Source organism: Cryobacterium algoritolerans (assembly GCF_004402785.1).
GTDB classification, from domain to species: Bacteria; Actinomycetota; Actinomycetes; order Actinomycetales; family Microbacteriaceae; genus Cryobacterium; species Cryobacterium algoritolerans.
In genome coordinates, this window is the sequence record NZ_SOFP01000066.1 from 1 (window position 1) to 17,733 (window position 17,733).

Annotated in this window: 12 protein-coding genes and 1 pseudogene; 11 read left to right on the forward strand and 2 right to left on the reverse strand. The window is 64.5% G+C overall.

What is annotated here, in order from left to right; translation table 11 throughout:
* The first annotated feature begins 251 nt into the window (after nucleotides 1-251).
* The 3 genes from E3O19_RS13765 to E3O19_RS13775 all read left to right on the forward strand — a co-directional run bounded on the left by E3O19_RS13765 (nucleotide 252) and on the right by E3O19_RS13775 (nucleotide 7,308).
* Nucleotides 252-5,078: an ExeM/NucH family extracellular endonuclease gene (locus tag E3O19_RS13765; RefSeq protein WP_134568512.1), complete on the forward strand. Its 4,827-nt coding sequence runs from the start codon at nucleotides 252-254 to the stop codon at nucleotides 5,076-5,078.
* 133 nt (nucleotides 5,079-5,211) lie between these two features.
* Nucleotides 5,212-5,844 carry a hypothetical protein gene (locus E3O19_RS13770; protein WP_134568514.1) on the forward strand — a complete coding sequence of 211 codons (633 nt, stop codon included), beginning with the start codon at nucleotides 5,212-5,214 and terminating at the stop codon, nucleotides 5,842-5,844.
* A gap of 150 nt (nucleotides 5,845-5,994) precedes the next feature.
* Entirely contained in the window at nucleotides 5,995-7,308 is a 1,314-nt protein-coding gene (locus tag E3O19_RS13775; RefSeq protein WP_134568516.1) for a UDP-glucose dehydrogenase family protein, read from the forward strand.
* Nucleotides 7,309-7,358: 50 nt separating this feature from the next.
* On the opposite strand, the gene E3O19_RS13780 is transcribed toward E3O19_RS13775, so the two are convergent.
* Nucleotides 7,359-8,144, reverse strand: a complete 786-nt coding sequence (locus E3O19_RS13780; protein WP_134568518.1) for a CPBP family glutamic-type intramembrane protease — start codon at nucleotides 8,142-8,144, stop codon at nucleotides 7,359-7,361.
* 126 nt (nucleotides 8,145-8,270) lie between these two features.
* On the opposite strand from E3O19_RS13780, the gene E3O19_RS13785 reads away from it, so the two are divergent.
* The 8 genes from E3O19_RS13785 to E3O19_RS13820 all read left to right on the forward strand — a co-directional run bounded on the left by E3O19_RS13785 (nucleotide 8,271) and on the right by E3O19_RS13820 (nucleotide 16,791).
* Complete coding sequence (locus tag E3O19_RS13785; RefSeq protein WP_134568519.1) at nucleotides 8,271-9,695, forward strand: tyrosine-protein kinase domain-containing protein; 1,425 nt, start codon at nucleotides 8,271-8,273, stop codon at nucleotides 9,693-9,695.
* A gap of 2 nt (nucleotides 9,696-9,697) precedes the next feature.
* On the forward strand, nucleotides 9,698-10,279 hold the full coding sequence (locus E3O19_RS13790; protein ID WP_166804580.1) for an arsenate reductase/protein-tyrosine-phosphatase family protein: 582 nt from the start codon (nucleotides 9,698-9,700) through the stop codon (nucleotides 10,277-10,279).
* Nucleotides 10,280-10,281: 2 nt separating this feature from the next.
* Entirely contained in the window at nucleotides 10,282-11,268 is a 987-nt protein-coding gene (locus tag E3O19_RS13795) for a hypothetical protein (protein WP_134568521.1), read from the forward strand.
* A 78-nt stretch (nucleotides 11,269-11,346) separates the two neighbouring features.
* The gene (locus tag E3O19_RS13800; RefSeq protein WP_134568522.1) at nucleotides 11,347-12,834 is read left to right on the forward strand and encodes a sugar transferase; all 1,488 of its coding nucleotides are present in this window, start codon (nucleotides 11,347-11,349) and stop codon (nucleotides 12,832-12,834) included.
* A 37-nt stretch (nucleotides 12,835-12,871) separates the two neighbouring features.
* Nucleotides 12,872-14,011, forward strand: coding sequence for an NAD-dependent epimerase/dehydratase family protein (locus E3O19_RS13805; protein WP_134568523.1), 1,140 nt, complete (start codon nucleotides 12,872-12,874; stop codon nucleotides 14,009-14,011).
* Nucleotides 14,008-15,036, forward strand: a complete 1,029-nt coding sequence (locus E3O19_RS13810; protein WP_134568524.1) for a WaaS/CpsH family glycosyltransferase — start codon at nucleotides 14,008-14,010, stop codon at nucleotides 15,034-15,036. The genes E3O19_RS13805 and E3O19_RS13810 overlap by 4 nt, the downstream gene beginning before the upstream one ends.
* Entirely contained in the window at nucleotides 15,020-16,120 is a 1,101-nt protein-coding gene (locus tag E3O19_RS13815; RefSeq protein WP_166804581.1) for a glycosyltransferase, read from the forward strand. Before E3O19_RS13810 ends, E3O19_RS13815 begins: the two co-directional genes overlap by 17 nt.
* Nucleotides 16,117-16,791, forward strand: coding sequence for an acyltransferase (locus E3O19_RS13820; RefSeq protein WP_134568526.1), 675 nt, complete (start codon nucleotides 16,117-16,119; stop codon nucleotides 16,789-16,791). Before E3O19_RS13815 ends, E3O19_RS13820 begins: the two co-directional genes overlap by 4 nt.
* 527 nt (nucleotides 16,792-17,318) lie before the next feature.
* On the opposite strand, the pseudogene E3O19_RS13825 reads toward E3O19_RS13820, so the two are convergent.
* Nucleotides 17,319-17,603 (reverse strand): annotated as a pseudogene (locus tag E3O19_RS13825) (ATP-binding protein); the annotation flags it as partial.
* Between the last annotated feature and the right edge of the window lie 130 nt (nucleotides 17,604-17,733).

Sequence of the window (17,733 nt, forward strand, 5' to 3'; positions counted from 1 at the left end):
GCCGGACCCGGGCGGCCCGGGCCGGGGCGGGCCGGACCCGGGCGGGCCGGGCTTGCTGGGGGCGAGGCGGCGACGGTCGGCGCACATGTTACCCATTCGAGTGCCGCTCATGCGGGGGTAATTTCGTCCGATCCTGCTCATCCGCGCGACACGCCGGTGCCGCCCGAACCGTTCAGCTTCCGGTCTGCCATTTGTCGCCGGGGTTCCCTATCTTGGGCTTGACCGCTTCCGGTCGATGAGTGGGGAGAACAATGTCATCTGCACCTCGAAGTCGGCTGCGCCTGGTCGGCGCCGCACTGCTGGGCGTGAGCCTCGTCGCCGCTCCGCTCTTCGCACTCCCGGCGCTGGCCAGCACGGCCGGCACCGGAGTCGTCATCAACGAGGCCTACCTCAACGGTGGCAGCTCGGGTGGTGCGAGCTACCTGAACAAGTTCGTCGAGCTCTACAACCCCACGGATGCCCCGGTCACCCTCGACGGCACGTCGCTCCAGTACCGATCCGCCACCGGTGCCCAGAACCCGACCGGCGTGCTCGCGCTGACCGGCCAGATCCCGGCCAAGGGCTACTTCCTCGTGCAGGGCAGCTCGAACGCCGCCAACGGCGCCGCGCTGCCGACCCCGGATGCCTCCCTCGCCTTCTCCTTCGCCGCCGGCGGCGGAACGCTCTTTCTCGCCAACCAGGCCACCGCGCTGAGCGCTCCGGCCACCGGTTCCCTCGTAGGTACCCCTGGCATCATCGACCTGCTCGGCTACGGCAGCTCCAACACCTTCGAGACCGCGGCCGCCCCCGCCGCATCCGTCACCACCTCCCTCAGCCGCACCGGCCAGGTCGACACCGACGCCAACGCGGCGGACTTCACCGCCGCCGCGCCGACCCCGATGAACGCGGCGTCCACCCCGACGCCCACCCCGACACCCACGCCGACCCCGACCCCGACCCCGACCCCGACCCCGACCCCGACCCCGACCCCGACCCCGACGCCGAACCCGACGCCCACCCGGACCCCGACCGCACCCCTGCCGATCAGTGAGATCCAGGGCACGACCGACGTGAGCCCCCAGGCGGGAAAGACCGTGACCACCTCCGGTGTCGTCACCGCCGCCTACCCGGCCGGCGGCTTCAAGGGCTTCTACCTGCAGACGCCCGGCACCGGCGGCGCCCTCGACCCGGCCGCCCACCCGGCCTCCGACGGCATCTTCGTCTACACCGGCACCCTGGCCACCACGGTGGCCGTCGGCGACTTCCTCTCCGTCACCGGCGCCGTCAGCGAGTACTTCGGCCTGACCCAGCTGAGCGTCCCCGCCCTCACCGACCTCGCCCCGCTCGATCCGGCCGGTATCGTGCCGCCGCAGCCGGCCACCGTCGCCCTGCCGCGTGAGGCCGCCGCCCGCGAATCTCTCGAGGGCATGCTCCTTGCCCCGGCCGGCGACTTCACCGTCACCAACAACTACTCGACCAACCAGTACGGCGAGATCGGCCTCGCCGCCGGCACCACCGCGCTCGTCACGCCGACCGCCGTGGCCCGCCCCGGCACCGCCGAGTACACCGCCGCCGTCGCCGACAACAAGGCCAGGGCGGTGACCCTCGACGACGGTGCCACCACCAACTACCTGGCCGCCGCGAACAAGGCCAAGCCCGTCCCGTACCTGTCGACGGATGCCCCGGTGCGCGTCGGCGCGGCCGTCACCTTCACCAGGCCGGTCATCCTCGACTTCCGCAACAGCGCCTGGAAGTTCCAGCCGACCGCCGAGCTCGTGCCCGCCACAGCCGCCACCGTGCAGCCGGCCACCTTCGCGAACACCCGCACCGCCGCGCCGCGCGAGGTGGGCGGCGACATCCGCCTGGCCACCTTCAACGTGCTCAACTACTTCCCGACCACCGGAGACTCGCTCACCGGCTGCACCTACTACACCGACCGGGCCGGCACGCCGATCACCGTGAACAGCGGATGCGACGCCCGCGGCGCGGCCACCCAGGTCAGCTTCGAACGGCAGCAGGCCAAGATAGTCGCGGCGATCAACGCGCTCGGCGCCCAGGTCGTCTCGCTCGAGGAGATCGAGAACACGGCCCGGTTCGGCCAGAACCGCGACGCCGCCCTCTCCACCCTGGTCGACGCGCTCAACGCCGCCGCCGGCAGCCCGGTCTGGGCGTTCGTGCCCTCACCGGCCGCGCTCCCCGCCTCCGAAGACGTGATCCGCACCGCGTTCATCTACAAGAAGGACGCCGTCGAGACCGTCGGGGCCTCCAGCATCCTCGACGCCCCGGCCTTCGTCAACGCCCGCCAGCCGCTCGCCCAGGCGTTCCAGCTGGTCGGCGACACCGGCAGCTCGTTCCTCGCCATCGTCAACCACTTCAAGTCGAAGGGGTCCGGCACCGGCGTCGACGCCGACACCGGCGACGGCCAGGGTGCCTCGAACGCCTCCCGGGTCAACCAGGCGACCGCCCTCGTCGGCTTCGCCGACACGCTCAAGACCGACACCGGCATCAAGCGGGTCTTCCTCACCGGAGACTTCAACGCCTACGACAAGGAAGACCCGATCAAGGTCATCACCGACGCCGGCTACCTGAGCCAGGAGGCCAAGAGCGGCGAGTACACCTACGCGTTCGGCGGGGCCGTCGGCTCCCTCGACCACGTGTTCGCCTCGGTCGAAGCGGATGCCGCCGTCACCGACGTCGACGTCTGGAACATCAACTCGGTCGAGTCCGTCGCGCTGGAGTACAGCCGGTACAACAACAACGTCACCGACTTCTACCGCGCAGACCCGTACCGTTCCTCCGACCACGACCCCGCGGTCGTCGGCCTGAAGCTGGCCAGTCCCACCGATGTGAACATCAACCTGCTCAACATCAACGACTTCCACGGCCGGATCGACGCGAACACGGTCAAGTTCGCCGGAACCGTCGAGCAGCTCCGCGCCGAGTACAGTGACGCGGCCACCCTGTTCCTCTCCAGCGGCGACAACATCGGCGCCTCGCTCTTCGCGCCGGCGTCGCAGAAGGACAAGCCCACCATCGACGTGCTGAACGCCCTCGGGCTGAAGGCCTCCGCGGTCGGCAACCACGAGTTCGACCAGGGCTTCGCCGACCTCACCGGCCGGGTCACCGCCGCCGCCGACTTCGACTACCTCGGGGCCAACGTCTACCTCGCCGGCACCCAGACCCCGGCCCTGCCGGAGTATGCGATCGTCGACGTCTCCGGAGTCACGGTGGGCGTCATCGGCGCCGTGACCGAGGAGACCCCCTCGCTCGTCTCGCCGAGCGGCATCTCCACCCTCAGCTTCGGCGACCCGGTCGCCGCGGTGAACCGGGTGTCGGCGCAGTTGAGCGACGGCAACCCCGCCAACGGCGAGGCCGACGTGCTGATCGCCGAATACCACGAGGGCGCCGGGGCCGGCGCGCCCGAGGGTGCGACGCTCGAACAGGAACTCGCCGTCACCGACAGCGCCTTCGCGAAGATCGTCACCCAGACCGCCGCGAGCGTCGACGCGATCTTCACGGGCCACACCCACAAGCAGTACGCGTGGAACGCCCCAGTGCCCGGAGCCGCGGCGGGCGTCACCCGCCCGGTGCTGCAGACCGGCAGCTACGGCGAGAACATCGGCCAGGTCGTGCTCAACTTCGACAAGAGGTCCGGCGTCACCACCACCGTCAAGAACCAGAACGTGAAGCGGTCGACGACCGCCGACGCCACCCTGGTCGCCGCCTACCCCCGGGTCGCGACCGTGAAGACGATCACGGATGCCGCGCTCGCCCAGGCGGCCGTCATCGGCAACCAGCCGATCGGCTCGGTCACCGCTGACGTGACCCGCGCCTGCATCGGCGGCACCGCGCCCTGCGCCGAGAACCGTGCGGCCCCGTCGGCGCTGGGGACCCTCGTCGCCAACTCGTTGCGCGAGTCGCTCGCCGACCCGCTCAAGGGCGGCGCCGAGATCGGCGTCGTCAACCCGGGCGGGATGCGCGCCGACCTGGCCCAGGCGCCCGACGGCGTCGTCACCTACGCCGAGGCCAACGCGGTGCTGCCGTTCCTGAACAACCTGTGGACGACCAGCCTCACCGGGGCCCAGTTCAAGACGGTGCTCGAGCAGCAATGGCAGCGCGACGCGGCCGGCAACGTGCCGAGCCGGCCCTACCTGCAGCTCGGGCTGTCCGACAACGTGAACTACACCTTCGACGCCACCCGCGCCGAGGGTGACCGGATCACCGGCATCTGGATCAACGGCGCCGCCATCGACCCGGCGCGCTCCTACCGGGTCGGGTCGTTCAACTTCCTGCTCACCGGCGGGGACAACTTCCGCGGTTTCCTCGCCGGCACGGGAACGCGCGACTCCGGTCTCGTCGACCGGGACGCGTGGATCAGCTACCTCACCGCCCGCAGCCCGGTCACCCCGTCGTTCGCCGCCCGCCAGGCGAGCGTCACGGGTGCGCCGACCGCGCCCGTCAGCCGCGGCGACTCCGTCACCTTCAGGGTCGGCAACCTCAACCTGACCTCGCTCGGCGCGCCGAAGAATACCGAGCTGACCTTGCTCTGGCCGGGCAGCAACGCCGCCCTCGGCACGGTCGCGGTGGATGCCGCAGGCACCGCAGCGGTCACGCTCACCGTCCCAGCCGACGCCCCGGCAGCCGGCGTGCTCGAGCTGACGGCGAAGGAGTCCGGCACGATCGTGCGCGTCCCGGTCACGGTCAACGTGCCGGTGCCGCCCGCCGCCGCGCCGACCCCGGCGTCGTCCCGCGCCCGGACCAAGGCACTGAAGAACACGATCGCGACCGACCAGCGGGTCTATCAGGCAGGGGACACCGTGACCATCTCGGTCGGAGCCTCGCACGCGGCCGAGTTCGTCTCGGTCTGGGTGCGGTCCACGCCGGTCAACCTCGGCGGCTGGCTCACAGTGGACGCGCAGGGCAAGGTCACGGTGACCCTCCCGGCCGACCTCCGCCCCGGCAACCACGACATCGTCGTGCAGGATGCGTCGGGTGCCGTGATCGGCTGGTCCGAGATCAAGGTTGACAGGGTGAAGACCCCGAAGCCGCCGCACGGCCACGACGACGGTCACGACGGTCACAGCGGTCACGACGACTAAGACCAACCGTGCGGAGGTCGGAACCGGTGCCATCCAGGCCCGGTTCCGACCTTTGTTCGATGGGAACCCGGCAAAGCGCACCGACACGCTCGGCATTCCCGGCCGCCGGCGGGAACCTCGTTAGCCTTGATCCATGTCGACGATCAAACATCCGGTCGGCCCCCAGTCCAGCAAGGTGTACTGGCGCCGTCGCCTCGTAGTAGGCCTCGGCCTGCTCTTCGTGCTTATCATCATCCTCCTCATCATCGTGCGCCCCGGCTCCAGCAACGGCCAGCCCGACGGCAAGCCGAAGGCGCCGGCATCCACCGCGTCGACGGATGCCCCCGCCGCCGCGGCCACCGATCCGGCCGCCGTCCCCGCGAAGTGCGACCCGGCCCAGGTGCAGGTGGAGGCCACCACCGACGCCGATACCTATGAGCCCGGCAAAATGCCGCAACTCTCGCTCAGCATCACCAACACGGGCTCGGCGCCCTGCGTCATCAACGCCGGCACCGCGAAGCAGGTGTTCACGATCTCCAGCGGCAAGGATGTCTACTGGAAGTCCACGGACTGCCAGACCAACCCCAGCGACGCCGACGTCACCCTTGAGCCCAAGGTACCGGTGAGCTCGACCACTCCGGTCACCTGGGACCGGATCCGTTCCAGCCCCGACACCTGCGACTCAAACTCCCGGCCGGCGGCCTCGGCCGGCGGTGCGTCGTACCACCTGGCCGTGACCGTGGACGGCATCGACGCGAAGACCCCGAAGCAGTTCATCCTCGACTAACCGCCCCGTCGCGTAGGCCGCCCGACACCGGCTGGACTGCATCAGACTCGTCACCCCATCGAAGGCCCTGAACTCGCGTTCGGGGCCTTCCGCCTGAGGTCAGGTCCCGTTCACGGACTGCCTCTAGGCTGAATGGATGGAGAACATCGCATGAGAATTTCCGTGATCGGCTGCGGCTACCTGGGCGCCGTGCACGCGTCGGCGATGGCCGAACTCGGCCACGACGTCATCGGCATCGACATCGACATTCGCAAGATCGAGCAGCTCGCCTTGGGCAAGCCGCCGTTCTACGAGCCGGGGCTGCCGGAGATCCTCACCTCGGCCATGGCCTCCGGCCGGTTGAGATTCAGCACCGACATTGCGGATGCCGCGGGCGCCCAGGTGCACTTCATCGGCGTCGGCACCCCGCAGAAGGCCGGCAGCCACGCCGCCGACCTCAGCTACGTCGACGCCGCCGTGCAGTCGATTTTGCCGCATCTCGCCGCCGGCGACCTGGTCGTGGGCAAGAGCACGGTTCCCGTCGGAACGGCCGCCCGCCTCGCCGAGGTCATCGAGCGCTCCGGAACGGGCGCGACCCTGGCCTGGAACCCCGAGTTCCTGCGCGAGGGCTTCGCCGTGAAAGACACGATCAGCCCCGACCGGCTGGTCTACGGGGTTGCCGCCGGCGCGGCCGGCGAGCACGCCACCGTACTGCTCAACGAGGTCTACGCCGCGGCCATCGCCGCCGCGACTCCGCTGATCGTCACCGATTTCGCCACGGCCGAACTCGTCAAGGTCGCCGCCAACGCCTTCCTGGCCACCAAGATCAGCTTCATCAACGCCATGAGCGAGATCGCCGACGTGTCCGGCGCCGACGTCACCCAGCTCGCGGATGCGATCGGTTTCGACAACCGCATCGGCCGCCGGTTCCTGAACGCGGGCGTCGGCTTCGGCGGCGGTTGCCTGCCCAAGGACATCCGCGCATTCACCGCTCGCGCGGAGGAGCTCGGCCGGGGCGATTCGGTCGCCTTCTTGAAGGAGGTCGACACGATCAACATGCGCCAGCGCCAGCGCGTCGTCGCGATGACCCTGCAGGCGCTGGACAAGCCGGTCTACACCGCGAAGGTGGCGGTGCTCGGCCTGAGTTTCAAGCCGCACTCCGACGATGTGCGCGACTCGCCGGCGCTCGACGTGGCCGTGCAGCTGCGCGGTCTGGGCGCCGACGTGATGGCCACCGACCCGCAGGGGATCGAGAACTCGCGGCTGCGGCATCCACAGCTCACCTACTCGACCTCGGTCGAGGAGACCCTGCGCGGCGCCGACGCCGTGGTGCTCGTCACCGAGTGGGCCGAGTTCAAGCAGATCGACCCGGTCTGGGCCGCCACCCTCGTGCGGGTGCCCATCATCATCGACGGCCGCAACACCCTCGACGCCGCCGCCTGGCGCGCAGCCGGCTGGACCTACCAGGGCCTCGGCCGCCCGTAGCCCCGCCCGGTGGTCGAGCCTGCCCGGTGGTCGAGCTCGTCGAGACCCACTCACCCCAGGGCGCCGAGCACCGCCGGCACCACAACCAGCGCATTGAACGTGACATGCGCAATCACCGCCCCGCCGAGCCTCCCGGTCGCCGCGGCAACGGATCCGGCCGCGAGCCCGAACACGAACGTCGACAGCCCGGCCACGACGACCACGGTGGCCGACTCCGCGTCGAGCACGTGCAGCAGCGCGAACACGGCGGCGCTGACGACCACGGCGAGGCTGAGTGCCACGGGGCGCGCATCCGTGCTGCCGGCTACCCCGCGCAGCAGCAGGCCGCGGAAGAAGACCTCCTCAACGAACGGGGCGATGAGAACGGGCGCGAGCAGCGCGCCGAACAGCCACCAGCCGTCGTAGACCGGGGTGCCGAGCAGCACGGGTGAGCCGCCCATCTGCCCATAGCCGGCGATCTCGATCAGGCTCGCGGCGACCCGGGCGAGCAGACCGACTGCAAGACCCCAGAGCAGGTCGAGTGGCTGAAACCGCAGCCCGAGGCCGCGTACAAACGACCCGGCAAACGACCCGGCGCCAGGCCGGACGCCCAACTCAGCGCCCAGCCGCCGCCAAGCCCCGACCCCGACAACAACAACCGCCCCACCGAGCGGCACCCACACCGCCAAATAGCTGACCAACAACGCAACCCGCGAGTCACCGATCCACAGTCGTTCCGCCGCGACACCCACCAACACCACGAGCCCCACGGCCAGCAGCACCCCGATCGCGGCGACCCGAAGCGCCCACGGCTCGCCGAGCACACGTGCTTCCGCAGAGTTCGAGCTGACCGCCATGAACCCCAAACTATCGGGCCTGACCGACCCGCCGACCCATGTGACACCCCACCCTCCGATGTATGGCAACATGAGAGCGGGGCGGAATGATCGGCCTTGATCTGTTAATCAAGGAAAGGCCGCAGCGTGGAGCTTCGCGACTACATTCGGATCCTGCGCAAAAGCTGGGTGCTGATCGTCTTGCTCACCCTCGTGGCGGTGGGTGCGGCATCCACCTATTCCATCTTGCAGACGCCCAAGTTCAGTGCCACCTCGAAGGTGTTCGTCTCCACCCAGGCCAGCGGCACCACGAGTGACCTTGCCCAGGGCAGCAGCTTCACCGTGCAGCGGGTCAAGACCTACTCCGACCTCGTGAACACGCCGATCGTGCTGCTTCCGGTGATCGGCAGCCTCAGCCTCGGCGTCACCTCCGACGAGCTGGCCAAGAAGATCACAGCCTCGGCGCCCCTCGATACCTCGATCATCGAGATCACCGTCATCGACACCGACCCGGTGCGCGCTGCCGACATCGCCAACGCCACCTCGCAAAGCCTCACCGCGGTCGTGCAAGACATCGAGACGCCCGTCGGCGCCGACGCGGTCTCTCCGGTCAAGCTCACCCGCGCGCAGGAGGCCACCGTGTCCTCCATCCCGGTCAGCCCGAACGTTCCGCTCAACATCGCCCTCGGCGCCCTCGTGGGCCTGGCCCTCGGCGTGGGTCTGGCCGTGCTCCGCGAGACCCTCGACACCCGCATCCGCAACGAACGCGACGTCGAAACGGTCACCGACTCCGCCATCCTCGGCGGCATCGTCTTCGACCCCAAGGCCCAGGACCGCCCGCTGATTGTGCACGTCGACCCGCGCAGCCCCCGCGCCGAGTCGTTCCGCACCCTGCGCACCAACCTGCAGTTTCTCGACGTGGGCCGCACCGACCGCAGCTTCGTGATCACCTCTTCCATCGAGAGCGAGGGCAAGAGCACCACCGGCGCCAACCTCGCCATCGCCCTGGCCGACTCCGGCGCCACCGTGCTGCTCGTCGACGCCGACCTGCGCCGCCCCAAGATCGCCGACTACATGGGCATCGACGGCACCGTGGGCCTCACCGACCTGCTCGTCGGCCGCGCCGAGCTCAAGGACATCATCCAGCCCTGGGGCAAGGGCAAGCTCTACGTGCTGCCGGCCGGCCACGTGCCGCCGAACCCGAGCGAACTGCTCGGCTCCGCCCGCATGAGCCACTTCATCGCCGAGTTCAACAAGACCTTCGACGTGGTCATCTTCGACACCCCGCCGCTGCTGCCGGTCACGGATGCCGCCATCCTCGCCAAGAACGTCGGCGGCGCCATCATCGTGGTCGCCTCCGGCCGCACCCAGAAGGGCCAGCTCAAAGGCGCGATCGCCGCCCTCGACAACGTGGGCGCCACCGTCTCCGGCCTCGTGCTCACTATGCTGCCGACCAAGGGCCCGGATGCCTACGGCTACGGCCGCTACGGCTACGGCTATGGCTACGGCGCTGAGGAGATCCCCGAGCCCAGCCCCCGCAAGGCCCGCGCCCTGGCGAAGGCAAAGGCCTGACGGTGGTCGAAACTCCGTTCACCGTTCTGGTCGTCTGCACCGGCAACATCTGCCGTTCCCCACTCGCCGAGCAACTTCTCCAAACCCGGCTGAACGCCGCGGGCATCCCCGCCATAGTCACCAGCGCCGGCACCCGCGCTATGGTCGACTACCCGATGACCGACGAGGCCGCCGCTCTCTCCCGCCAATACGGCGCCACCTCTCAACTCCACGCCGCCCGCCAGCTCACCCCGGCCCTGATCGAGTCCGCCGACCTCATCCTCACCGCCACCCGTGAGCACCGCGGCGAGGTCGTCTCCCTCCACCCGCGGGCGGCCCGCTACGCCTACACGCTCAACCAGTTCGCCCGCCTTGTCTCCGACCCGTCAGTGGTCGAGCTTGCCGAGACCCCCACGATCACGAGCTTTCTCGCCGAGATCGCCGCCACGAAGGGACTGGCCCTTCCCCCGCACCACCCCGCCGACGACGACATTGAAGACCCCTACCGCCAGTCCACCGAGATCTACGCGCGGGTAGCCCACATCATCGACACCGCGGTCAGCACCATCACAACCGCCCTCGCCACCACGACTGGAAGCTGCTAACCATGGCGAAGCCTCCCCGCCACGTCCCGCGGGACACCTCGCGCCGTCGCGTCTGGGTCTACGTGGCCGTCGCCACCTTTGTCGCCGCGGACTTGATCCTCATCGTTCTCGCCCTCGGCTCCACCCGCGCGACCGACGCCGCCGAGGTATCCCGCCCCATCCCCACCTTCTCGGCCGCCAGCGCCGTAGACGCGGCCGCGGCGCCGACGCCAACGGCTACTCCCACCGCAACTCCAGCGGCCACGACCGTGCTGCCGCTCCCGCCCACCCGTCTCCTCGACGCGGTCGATGGTCAGACCGCATGGCGAGCCCAGACCGGCCCATGCCCCGCAACCCCCGCATCGCCGGAGCTCACTACCAATGGCGGCGCAACGTGGAAGAAGACCGACGCCACAGGCACGGCCAAGGTCACGGCGCTGCAAAGCCTCATGGTCACCAGCGAGAGCGTCGTCGAAATGGTCGGCCTAGCCAAGTCAGACTGCGCCCCCCAGTTCGTCAAAACCTTCGTCTCGGGCGACAACTACTCCTCCTACTCCGACAAGCTCGCCGGCACCTGGTTCGTCGATCCCGCCGATCGCGCCACCATTCACAGCCCGTCTGGATCCGCCAAGGCTCCCTGTGATGCCGTCGTCACGCTCGCCGTGCGCGATGACAAGTCCGCTGCCGCGCTTTGCGCGGACGGTCGACTCTTCTCCACCGTAGATGCCGCCGCCTGGTCCCCAGCATCTGCCCTCCCCGGCGTCGTGAGCATCACTGACACTGACACCGGCTATCTCGCTGCGGCGGTCGGCCGTTCCGAGTGTGCCGGTGTGCAACTCATCACTCTGGCGCCCGCGCGCGAATCCACCGAAGCGGGTTGCTTCAAAGCTGCCGTACAACCGAGTGGGCTCACGGGCAATATCGCCGTGTCGGGCGCCGTCGGCACAGTGTGGCTGTGGGCTGGCGACGCATTCGTTCGTTCCTCTGATGGGGGAGCGACCTGGAACTAAGTGGTTCGTCACGACGGTGAGGAATCGTTCACCAATCGAAGCAGTAGCGCGGTGCTCGAATCGCCGCATGGGGGAAAAATGAGCGAGAATCCAACATCAATCCCAATTTACGTTGACCGGAAGAACCGCGGACGCGATTGGCGTGGCGTCTACGCGGCCCGGCTCGTCATCACGGACCTACTCGTTCTGATCTGGGTGGTGTTCGGGGTACAAATACTCTGGTTTGGACTCGATACCGCAGATCTTGCCTTTCGAGGCAACGCACGTGATCTTGAGGTGAACTACACGAGTGTTTCGGTGATGCTGATCGTCGCCTGGATGGCCATGCTCGGCGCCTATGGCACCCGGGGTTACAGAGTCCTCGGCACGGGTGCGGACGAGTACAAGCTCATCGCGAATGCGTCGTTTCGCCTTTTCGGACTGTTGGCCATCAGCGCCTTTCTCTTACAGATCGACGTTGCCCGAGGATATATCTTGATTGCCCTCCCTCTTGGTGTGGTGATACTAATTTTCTCTCGATGGATGTGGCGCCAGTGGCTTGGCGTGCAGCGACAGCGCGGTTTGTTTTCCTCAACGGTGTTGTTGGTCGGCTCGGCAGCATCGGCAACGCATTTGGCTCGAGTGCTCCGATCGTCGACCGAGGCGGGATACCGAGTTGTTGGTGCCTGCGTGCCAAGCGGCCGGGTTTCCACTTTCCTCTCGACAACGGACGTCCCGGTGTTCGGTGACTTCGACGATCTCCAACCAGCGCTCGCGGCAACGGGCGCCGACACTGTGGTAGTCACCAGCAGCGACGACCTGCCTCCTGAACGTATTCGACAACTCAGCTGGGCCCTCGAACCAGGGCGAAAGCATCTCGTCGTGGCCCCGAGCCTTACTGGTATTGGCGGCCCGCGCATCCACGCTCGCCCTGTTGCGGGACTGCCGCTTATCCACGTTGAAATGCCGAGCTATGAAGGCCTGAAGCACTTCGCAAAGCGCGCCTTCGACATTGCTGGCTCCGGACTCCTCCTCCTGCTGTTCTCCCCAACACTTGTGGTCATCGCACTAGTCGTTAGGTTGACCAGCAGCGGACCTGTCTTGTACCGGCAGGAACGCATTGGGTTAAACGGCGAGCCGTTCAACATGCTGAAATTCAGATCCATGACCGTCGACGCTGACAGCCAGCTCGCGTCGTTGCTCGAAGCTCAGGGGACAGGCAATAAACCCCTCTTCAAGGTCTCCAACGACCCGAGGCTTACCAAGGTTGGTGGGTTCCTTCGCAGGTACTCGCTTGATGAGCTCCTTCAACTTCTCAATGTATTCAAAGGCGACATGAGTCTCGTCGGTCCTCGGCCGCAGCGAGATGGTGAGGTGGCGCTCTACGATTCCGCCGCCCACCGGCGGCTGTTTGTCAAACCTGGAATGAGTGGCCTCTGGCAAGTCAGCGGTCGGTCAAGCCTTTCATGGGAAGACAGTATTCGGCTGGATCTCTACTACGTCGAGAACTGGTCAATGGCCGGCGACCTAGTCATACTGTGGCGAACGTTGAGAGCAGTTCTCGTGCCTGGTCAGGATGCGAAATGAAAATCCCGCACATTAAGACAAACATTGGAGCATCTGAATGAAACTTCGAGTACTGGTTACGGGTGGCGCAGGATTCATCGGTTCGAACCTCACGAAGCGCCTCGTGGCAGAAGGGCATGAGGTTACCGTGTTCGATAGCCTACTCAGCCAGATTCATGGGAAACGTCCGGAGGTGACTTCATTTCTTTACCAAAGTGTCGTAGATATCGCTCACGTTGTTGTCGGAAGTGTGACTTCCCGCGCGGACATAGCCCGTGTCGTGCCTGGGCATGACGTCATTGTCCACCTCGCGGCTGAAACTGGGACGGGTCAATCGATGTACGAAATTGATCGCTACGTCGAAACAAACGTGGGGGGCACGGCGAAGATTCTTGATGTCCTGGCTAATTCGGATCATGACGTGAGGAAGATGGTCGTTGCGTCGTCGAGAGCTATATATGGCGAAGGGCAATATCAGAGCGAGAACTTGGGCACGGTATTCCCGCTGAGCAGGGCAGACCAAGACATGGCTGCCGGCGACTTTGAGGTGACGTATCCTGGCGCAGTGCTACCACTGACCTTGGTCGCGACGGATGAATCCTCTCGAATTCAACCTTCATCTGTTTATGGAATTACCAAACACACGCAAGAATCTATGGTGCTGACGGTAGCTCCAACATTGGGCATTGCTCCCGTGGCATTGCGCTACCAAAATGTCTATGGTCCAGGTCAATCTCTCACGAACCCATATACCGGGATTCTTTCCATCTTTTCGACGCTCATCCGTGAGGGCAAAGAGATCAACGTGTTCGAAGACGGCTTGGAGAGCCGCGACTTCGTTTTCATTGACGATGTTGTGGACGCGACATACCGGGCAATCGTTTCGAATGGCGCGGACGGCTTGGCTGTCAACGTGGGTAGCGGCATCGCGACAACAGTAACCGAGGTGATCGCAGGCCTCTTTCAGGCATTTGGGAAAGAAGTTCCGGTCCGCGTGTCAGGGAATTACCGTCTGGGAGATATTCGTCATAATTTCGCGGGGACAGCATTGGCGGTAGAAAAGCTAGATTTCCGCTCCCAGATCTCTTTCCGTGAAGGGGTGTCGAGGTTTGTGAATTGGGTTGATGCTCAGCCCGAGGTCGGTGGAGAGTACGAGTCGTCTCTCGCGGAAATGAGAGCGAGGAAACTCCTCAAATGATTCCTGAACGGGTCCTATTTCTCTCACCATCGTTCTTCGGCTATGAAGGCGACATTGAGAACGCCTTCGTGCGACAAGGATCAGAAGTGGACTATTTCGACGAGAGGCCATCGAATGCGTCGTGGGCCAAGGCGATCTTACGATTCGGTCGGCCTGTTCTCAACCGTAGTATTCGAGTCCATTTCGAAGGCATCCTTCGTACAATCGTCGGGCGCCGGTACAACTTGGTGCTTGTAGTGAAGGGCGAAGTCGTTCCAGATTGGTTCTTGGCCCAACTGCGCTCCGTTCAGCCTGGCGCGCGTTTCGTGTTTTACACCTTCGATGCGATAAAGAACAGCCCAAACTGCGTGCAGCTGTTTCCATATTTCGATCGCCTGTATAGCTTTGATTTCGAGGATGTCCGCAGGTATGAAGAGCTAGAGCTCAAGCACCTTTTCTATGCCCTCGATTTCACCCCAGGCCCCGTGCATGAGATTCGAAAGTTCGATGCTTCCTTTGTTGGAACGCTGCACTCGGACCGATTTGCGTTCGTAGGTCACGTGTTCGCGGGACTGCAGAACACATATCGATTCTTTTACGTGCAAGCGGCCTGGTTGTTCTACGTTAGACGAGTGTTCAGCAGCCGATTTCGCCAGGTGCAGAGAACGGATGTGAGTTTTGAAAAACTGAATCGCAGTGAAGTTGCCAGCATCTTCCGGCAATCACGTTCTGTCCTGGATATGCAGAGGGAGGGGCAGTCAGGACTTACTATGCGTACCTTCGAAGTGCTCGCTTCGGGGTCGACGCTCGTCACTTCCAATCCATTCGTTGCTGAAATGGATTTCTTCGATCCGGAGCGGGTAGTGGTTCTGCCTGCGAGCGGGCCGCAGGACGTTGAGCTGTTTCGGAGGCAGATTGCATCTTTAGCTGGTGACGGTCAAATGCCCCCGGGGTTTGAGATTCATTCGGTTAATGCCTGGGTGTCAGGCTTCAATGATCCTCGCCTTGTCGAGTCAACTGAGGAGATCGATGAAGATCGTAGTTGATCTCCTTGGCGCGCCGGCTAGATCTGGCGGTATGAGGTCGTATGCACAGGAACTGATTCATGCGTGGGTGGGGGAATACAGCGAAGATCGACTCATTCTCGTTGGGGGGAGCTGGATTGCCCAAGAGTTCGAATCCTACCCGTCGATCAAAACCGTCTGTGTTTCTGGCGAAACGACTCTGACGAGGGTTCTCAGCCAGTTCTTCAGGTCACCTTGGGTGTATTTCTCGAATAGAGCGGATGTGCTGCTCTCAGTAAGTCCCGTTGTGTCTCCACTCGTCCCGAGAAGCCGGCGCGCATGTGTTGTTCACGATTGGCGACATCTTAAGAACGCCAAGGAGTTCGGTAGGATTCAACGCCTGTATCGTAGAATTTGGCAAACCTCTGTCAACCGCGCTGGATTCGTTGTTGCGATATCCGGGAAGACGGCTCAGGAGACGCTTTCGTATGCTCCCGAGGCCAACGTGTTCGTTGTCGAGAATGGTCGAGATCATTCGCGACGTTGGCAAACAGTCCGACGTAACCAGGGACACGCCACGATATTGACGTTCGGTCACCATTCCAACAAACGCCCCGAACTTGTCATAGCCGCGCTTGGTCTCCTCCGGGACAAAGTGCTAGAACAGACTCAGCTGGTAGTACTCGGTGCAAATGCGGCCTACGCAGAGGCGCTGAGGGAGGTTGCTCGGTTGAATCATGTAGACGAGCAGTGTCGGTTTCCCGGATTTGTAAGCGACATTGAATATCAGCGTCTTATTCAATCGTCAAGTGTCGTTGTATTAGCATCGTCGGATGAAGGTTTCGGCTTGCCTGTTGCGGAAGCGCAGTACTTTGGAATTCCGGTTGTGGGAACCGCTGACAGCGGCCTTTCTATCATTCATGGACTTGGTCTCATCGTCGCGGATCCAAGTGCAGAGTCCCTCGCGGGAAAGATCTTCGAAGGACTCGATCTAGGTATCAACCGATCAGGAGGACGAGAACCGATGAATACCTGGGCGGACACTGCCAGAGGCATCAGAGCCCTGGCCCGGGCAGCAACTCAGCGTGTGGTGCCAGGCGCGTTGAAGTCGGGAGCGACCAAATGACGTCCGTACCTAGTCTGCTCCTCGGGCTTCTGCCCGCCTCTCGAGTCAAGAACTGGATGCTGAACCGAGCTGGCCATTCGATTCATAAGAGCGCAATGATAGGTCCAATTCTGGTCGTCGGTGCGACCCGCCTCGACATCTCTGAGGGGGCTCGCATCGGTCCATTCAACGTCTTTCGCAACGTGAACGAATTGCGGCTCGGTCCTTTTTCCGAAATTGGACAGTGGAATTGGGTCTCGGCTGCTCCATTCCTCGTTGAGGCGCAACAGGTTGAGACAGCAGGGGTGCTCCGGGTCGGTGGGCATTCAGCGATCACAAGCAGGCATTATTTTGATGTGTCCGGGGGTGTCATCGTCGGCGCATTCTCAACGATTGCGGGAGTTCGATCGGTCTTCATGACCCATGGCATAGATGTCGTAGATGGAGTGCTGGACACTAAGTCGATCGAGATCGGTGAATACGCGATGGTGGGGGGATCGTGCAGTCTCGTATTGGGGGCACGAGTCCCACCGTATTCAGTCGTCGCAATGGGTTCGGTGGTCATCGCCGGTTTGACCGAGAGCCATGCGCTGTATGCCGGAGCTCCCGCAAAGTTCAAGAAACGGTTGGATGCTGGAGTCTACGCGAATCGAGAACGCGGCCCAGTTCAACCGCGACGGCCAAAATTATGAGTAATGGGAGCCGCATCCTCCGTCTGTGCCCGATTTGGCTAACGTGCCTTGTTCGGCCGAATGTGCTCGCCAATCGTTCTACTTTGGGTTATCTCGATGAGCTCTTTGGTCCAGAAACCAAGATGATTGCCGATGTGTTCGACTTCATGACCTACCCCGCGACTTACCTAGGAGCGTGGGTCGGTAAGGCCTATTTGGGCTTGATGCCGCGAAATACGGGTCCAGGTCTCGGCGTGGGTTGGGCGTTGATGGCCCGGTAGCCAACGGGGGAATTGTGGTTGTGCTGATCGAAAAGAGGGCCACGGTCGCGTTGACGGCGCCGTCGCTGTTGTTGCCGCCGCCGCCCGGTAGGGCGGTTCCGCCTTGCTCTTTAGGTTGCCGGCGGAGCTATCAGCGCGGCCGGTGCGTTCAGAAGCGCCTTGGTTTGCATGGTGTGCAGCTTCATCAGGTTGTGGCAGGCCGCGTGACGGCACTCAGCGAAATTCCCCAGTCCTGCTCATCGAAGCTCCCCAGGTCGCGAGGTTAGATTAGCGGAAGTTTGTGCCCGTTGTCACGCGGCGGAGCTCGTTGGATTGGGCAGTGTGGTTGCGGAGCCGGTAGGAGCCGCCGTCGAGGGTGACGACGACGGATCGGTGCAGGAGCCTGTCAAGCATCGCGGCGGCGACGGTGGTGTCGCCGAGGATCTCGCCCCAGGCGCCGACGGGCCGGTTCGTGGTGATCACGATCGACGTTTTCAGGTAGCGCTGGTTGATGACTTGGAACAGCGCTGACGCGGCCTCGGCGGGCAGCGGCAGGTAGCCGAGCTCGTCGATTTATGCAGACATCTGCATAAATCGACTAGTGCGTATCCGCTTAGCTCAGCTAGTGTGAAGTGTGTCCAAACCTGATTTTCCACGGTCGATTCTGGCCTTCCAGGAGTGGTTCGTGGATGAGCAGGCGTGC

Excerpts from the sequence above, each read along its gene's own strand:
- E3O19_RS13765 (WP_134568512.1), top strand. The coding sequence starts at position 252 with ATGTCATCTGCACCTCGAAGTCGGCTGCGCCTGGTCGGCGCCGCACTG.
- E3O19_RS13770 (WP_134568514.1), top strand. The coding sequence starts at position 5,212 with ATGTCGACGATCAAACATCCGGTCGGCCCCCAGTCCAGCAAGGTGTAC.
- E3O19_RS13775 (WP_134568516.1), top strand. The coding sequence starts at position 5,995 with ATGAGAATTTCCGTGATCGGCTGCGGCTACCTGGGCGCCGTGCACGCG.
- E3O19_RS13780 (WP_134568518.1), bottom strand. The coding sequence starts at position 8,144 with ATGGCGGTCAGCTCGAACTCTGCGGAAGCACGTGTGCTCGGCGAGCCG.
- E3O19_RS13795 (WP_134568521.1), top strand. The coding sequence starts at position 10,282 with ATGGCGAAGCCTCCCCGCCACGTCCCGCGGGACACCTCGCGCCGTCGC.
- E3O19_RS13800 (WP_134568522.1), top strand. The coding sequence starts at position 11,347 with ATGAGCGAGAATCCAACATCAATCCCAATTTACGTTGACCGGAAGAAC.
- E3O19_RS13805 (WP_134568523.1), top strand. The coding sequence starts at position 12,872 with ATGAAACTTCGAGTACTGGTTACGGGTGGCGCAGGATTCATCGGTTCG.
- E3O19_RS13810 (WP_134568524.1), top strand. The coding sequence starts at position 14,008 with ATGATTCCTGAACGGGTCCTATTTCTCTCACCATCGTTCTTCGGCTAT.
- E3O19_RS13815 (WP_166804581.1), top strand. The coding sequence starts at position 15,020 with ATGAAGATCGTAGTTGATCTCCTTGGCGCGCCGGCTAGATCTGGCGGT.
- E3O19_RS13820 (WP_134568526.1), top strand. The coding sequence starts at position 16,117 with ATGACGTCCGTACCTAGTCTGCTCCTCGGGCTTCTGCCCGCCTCTCGA.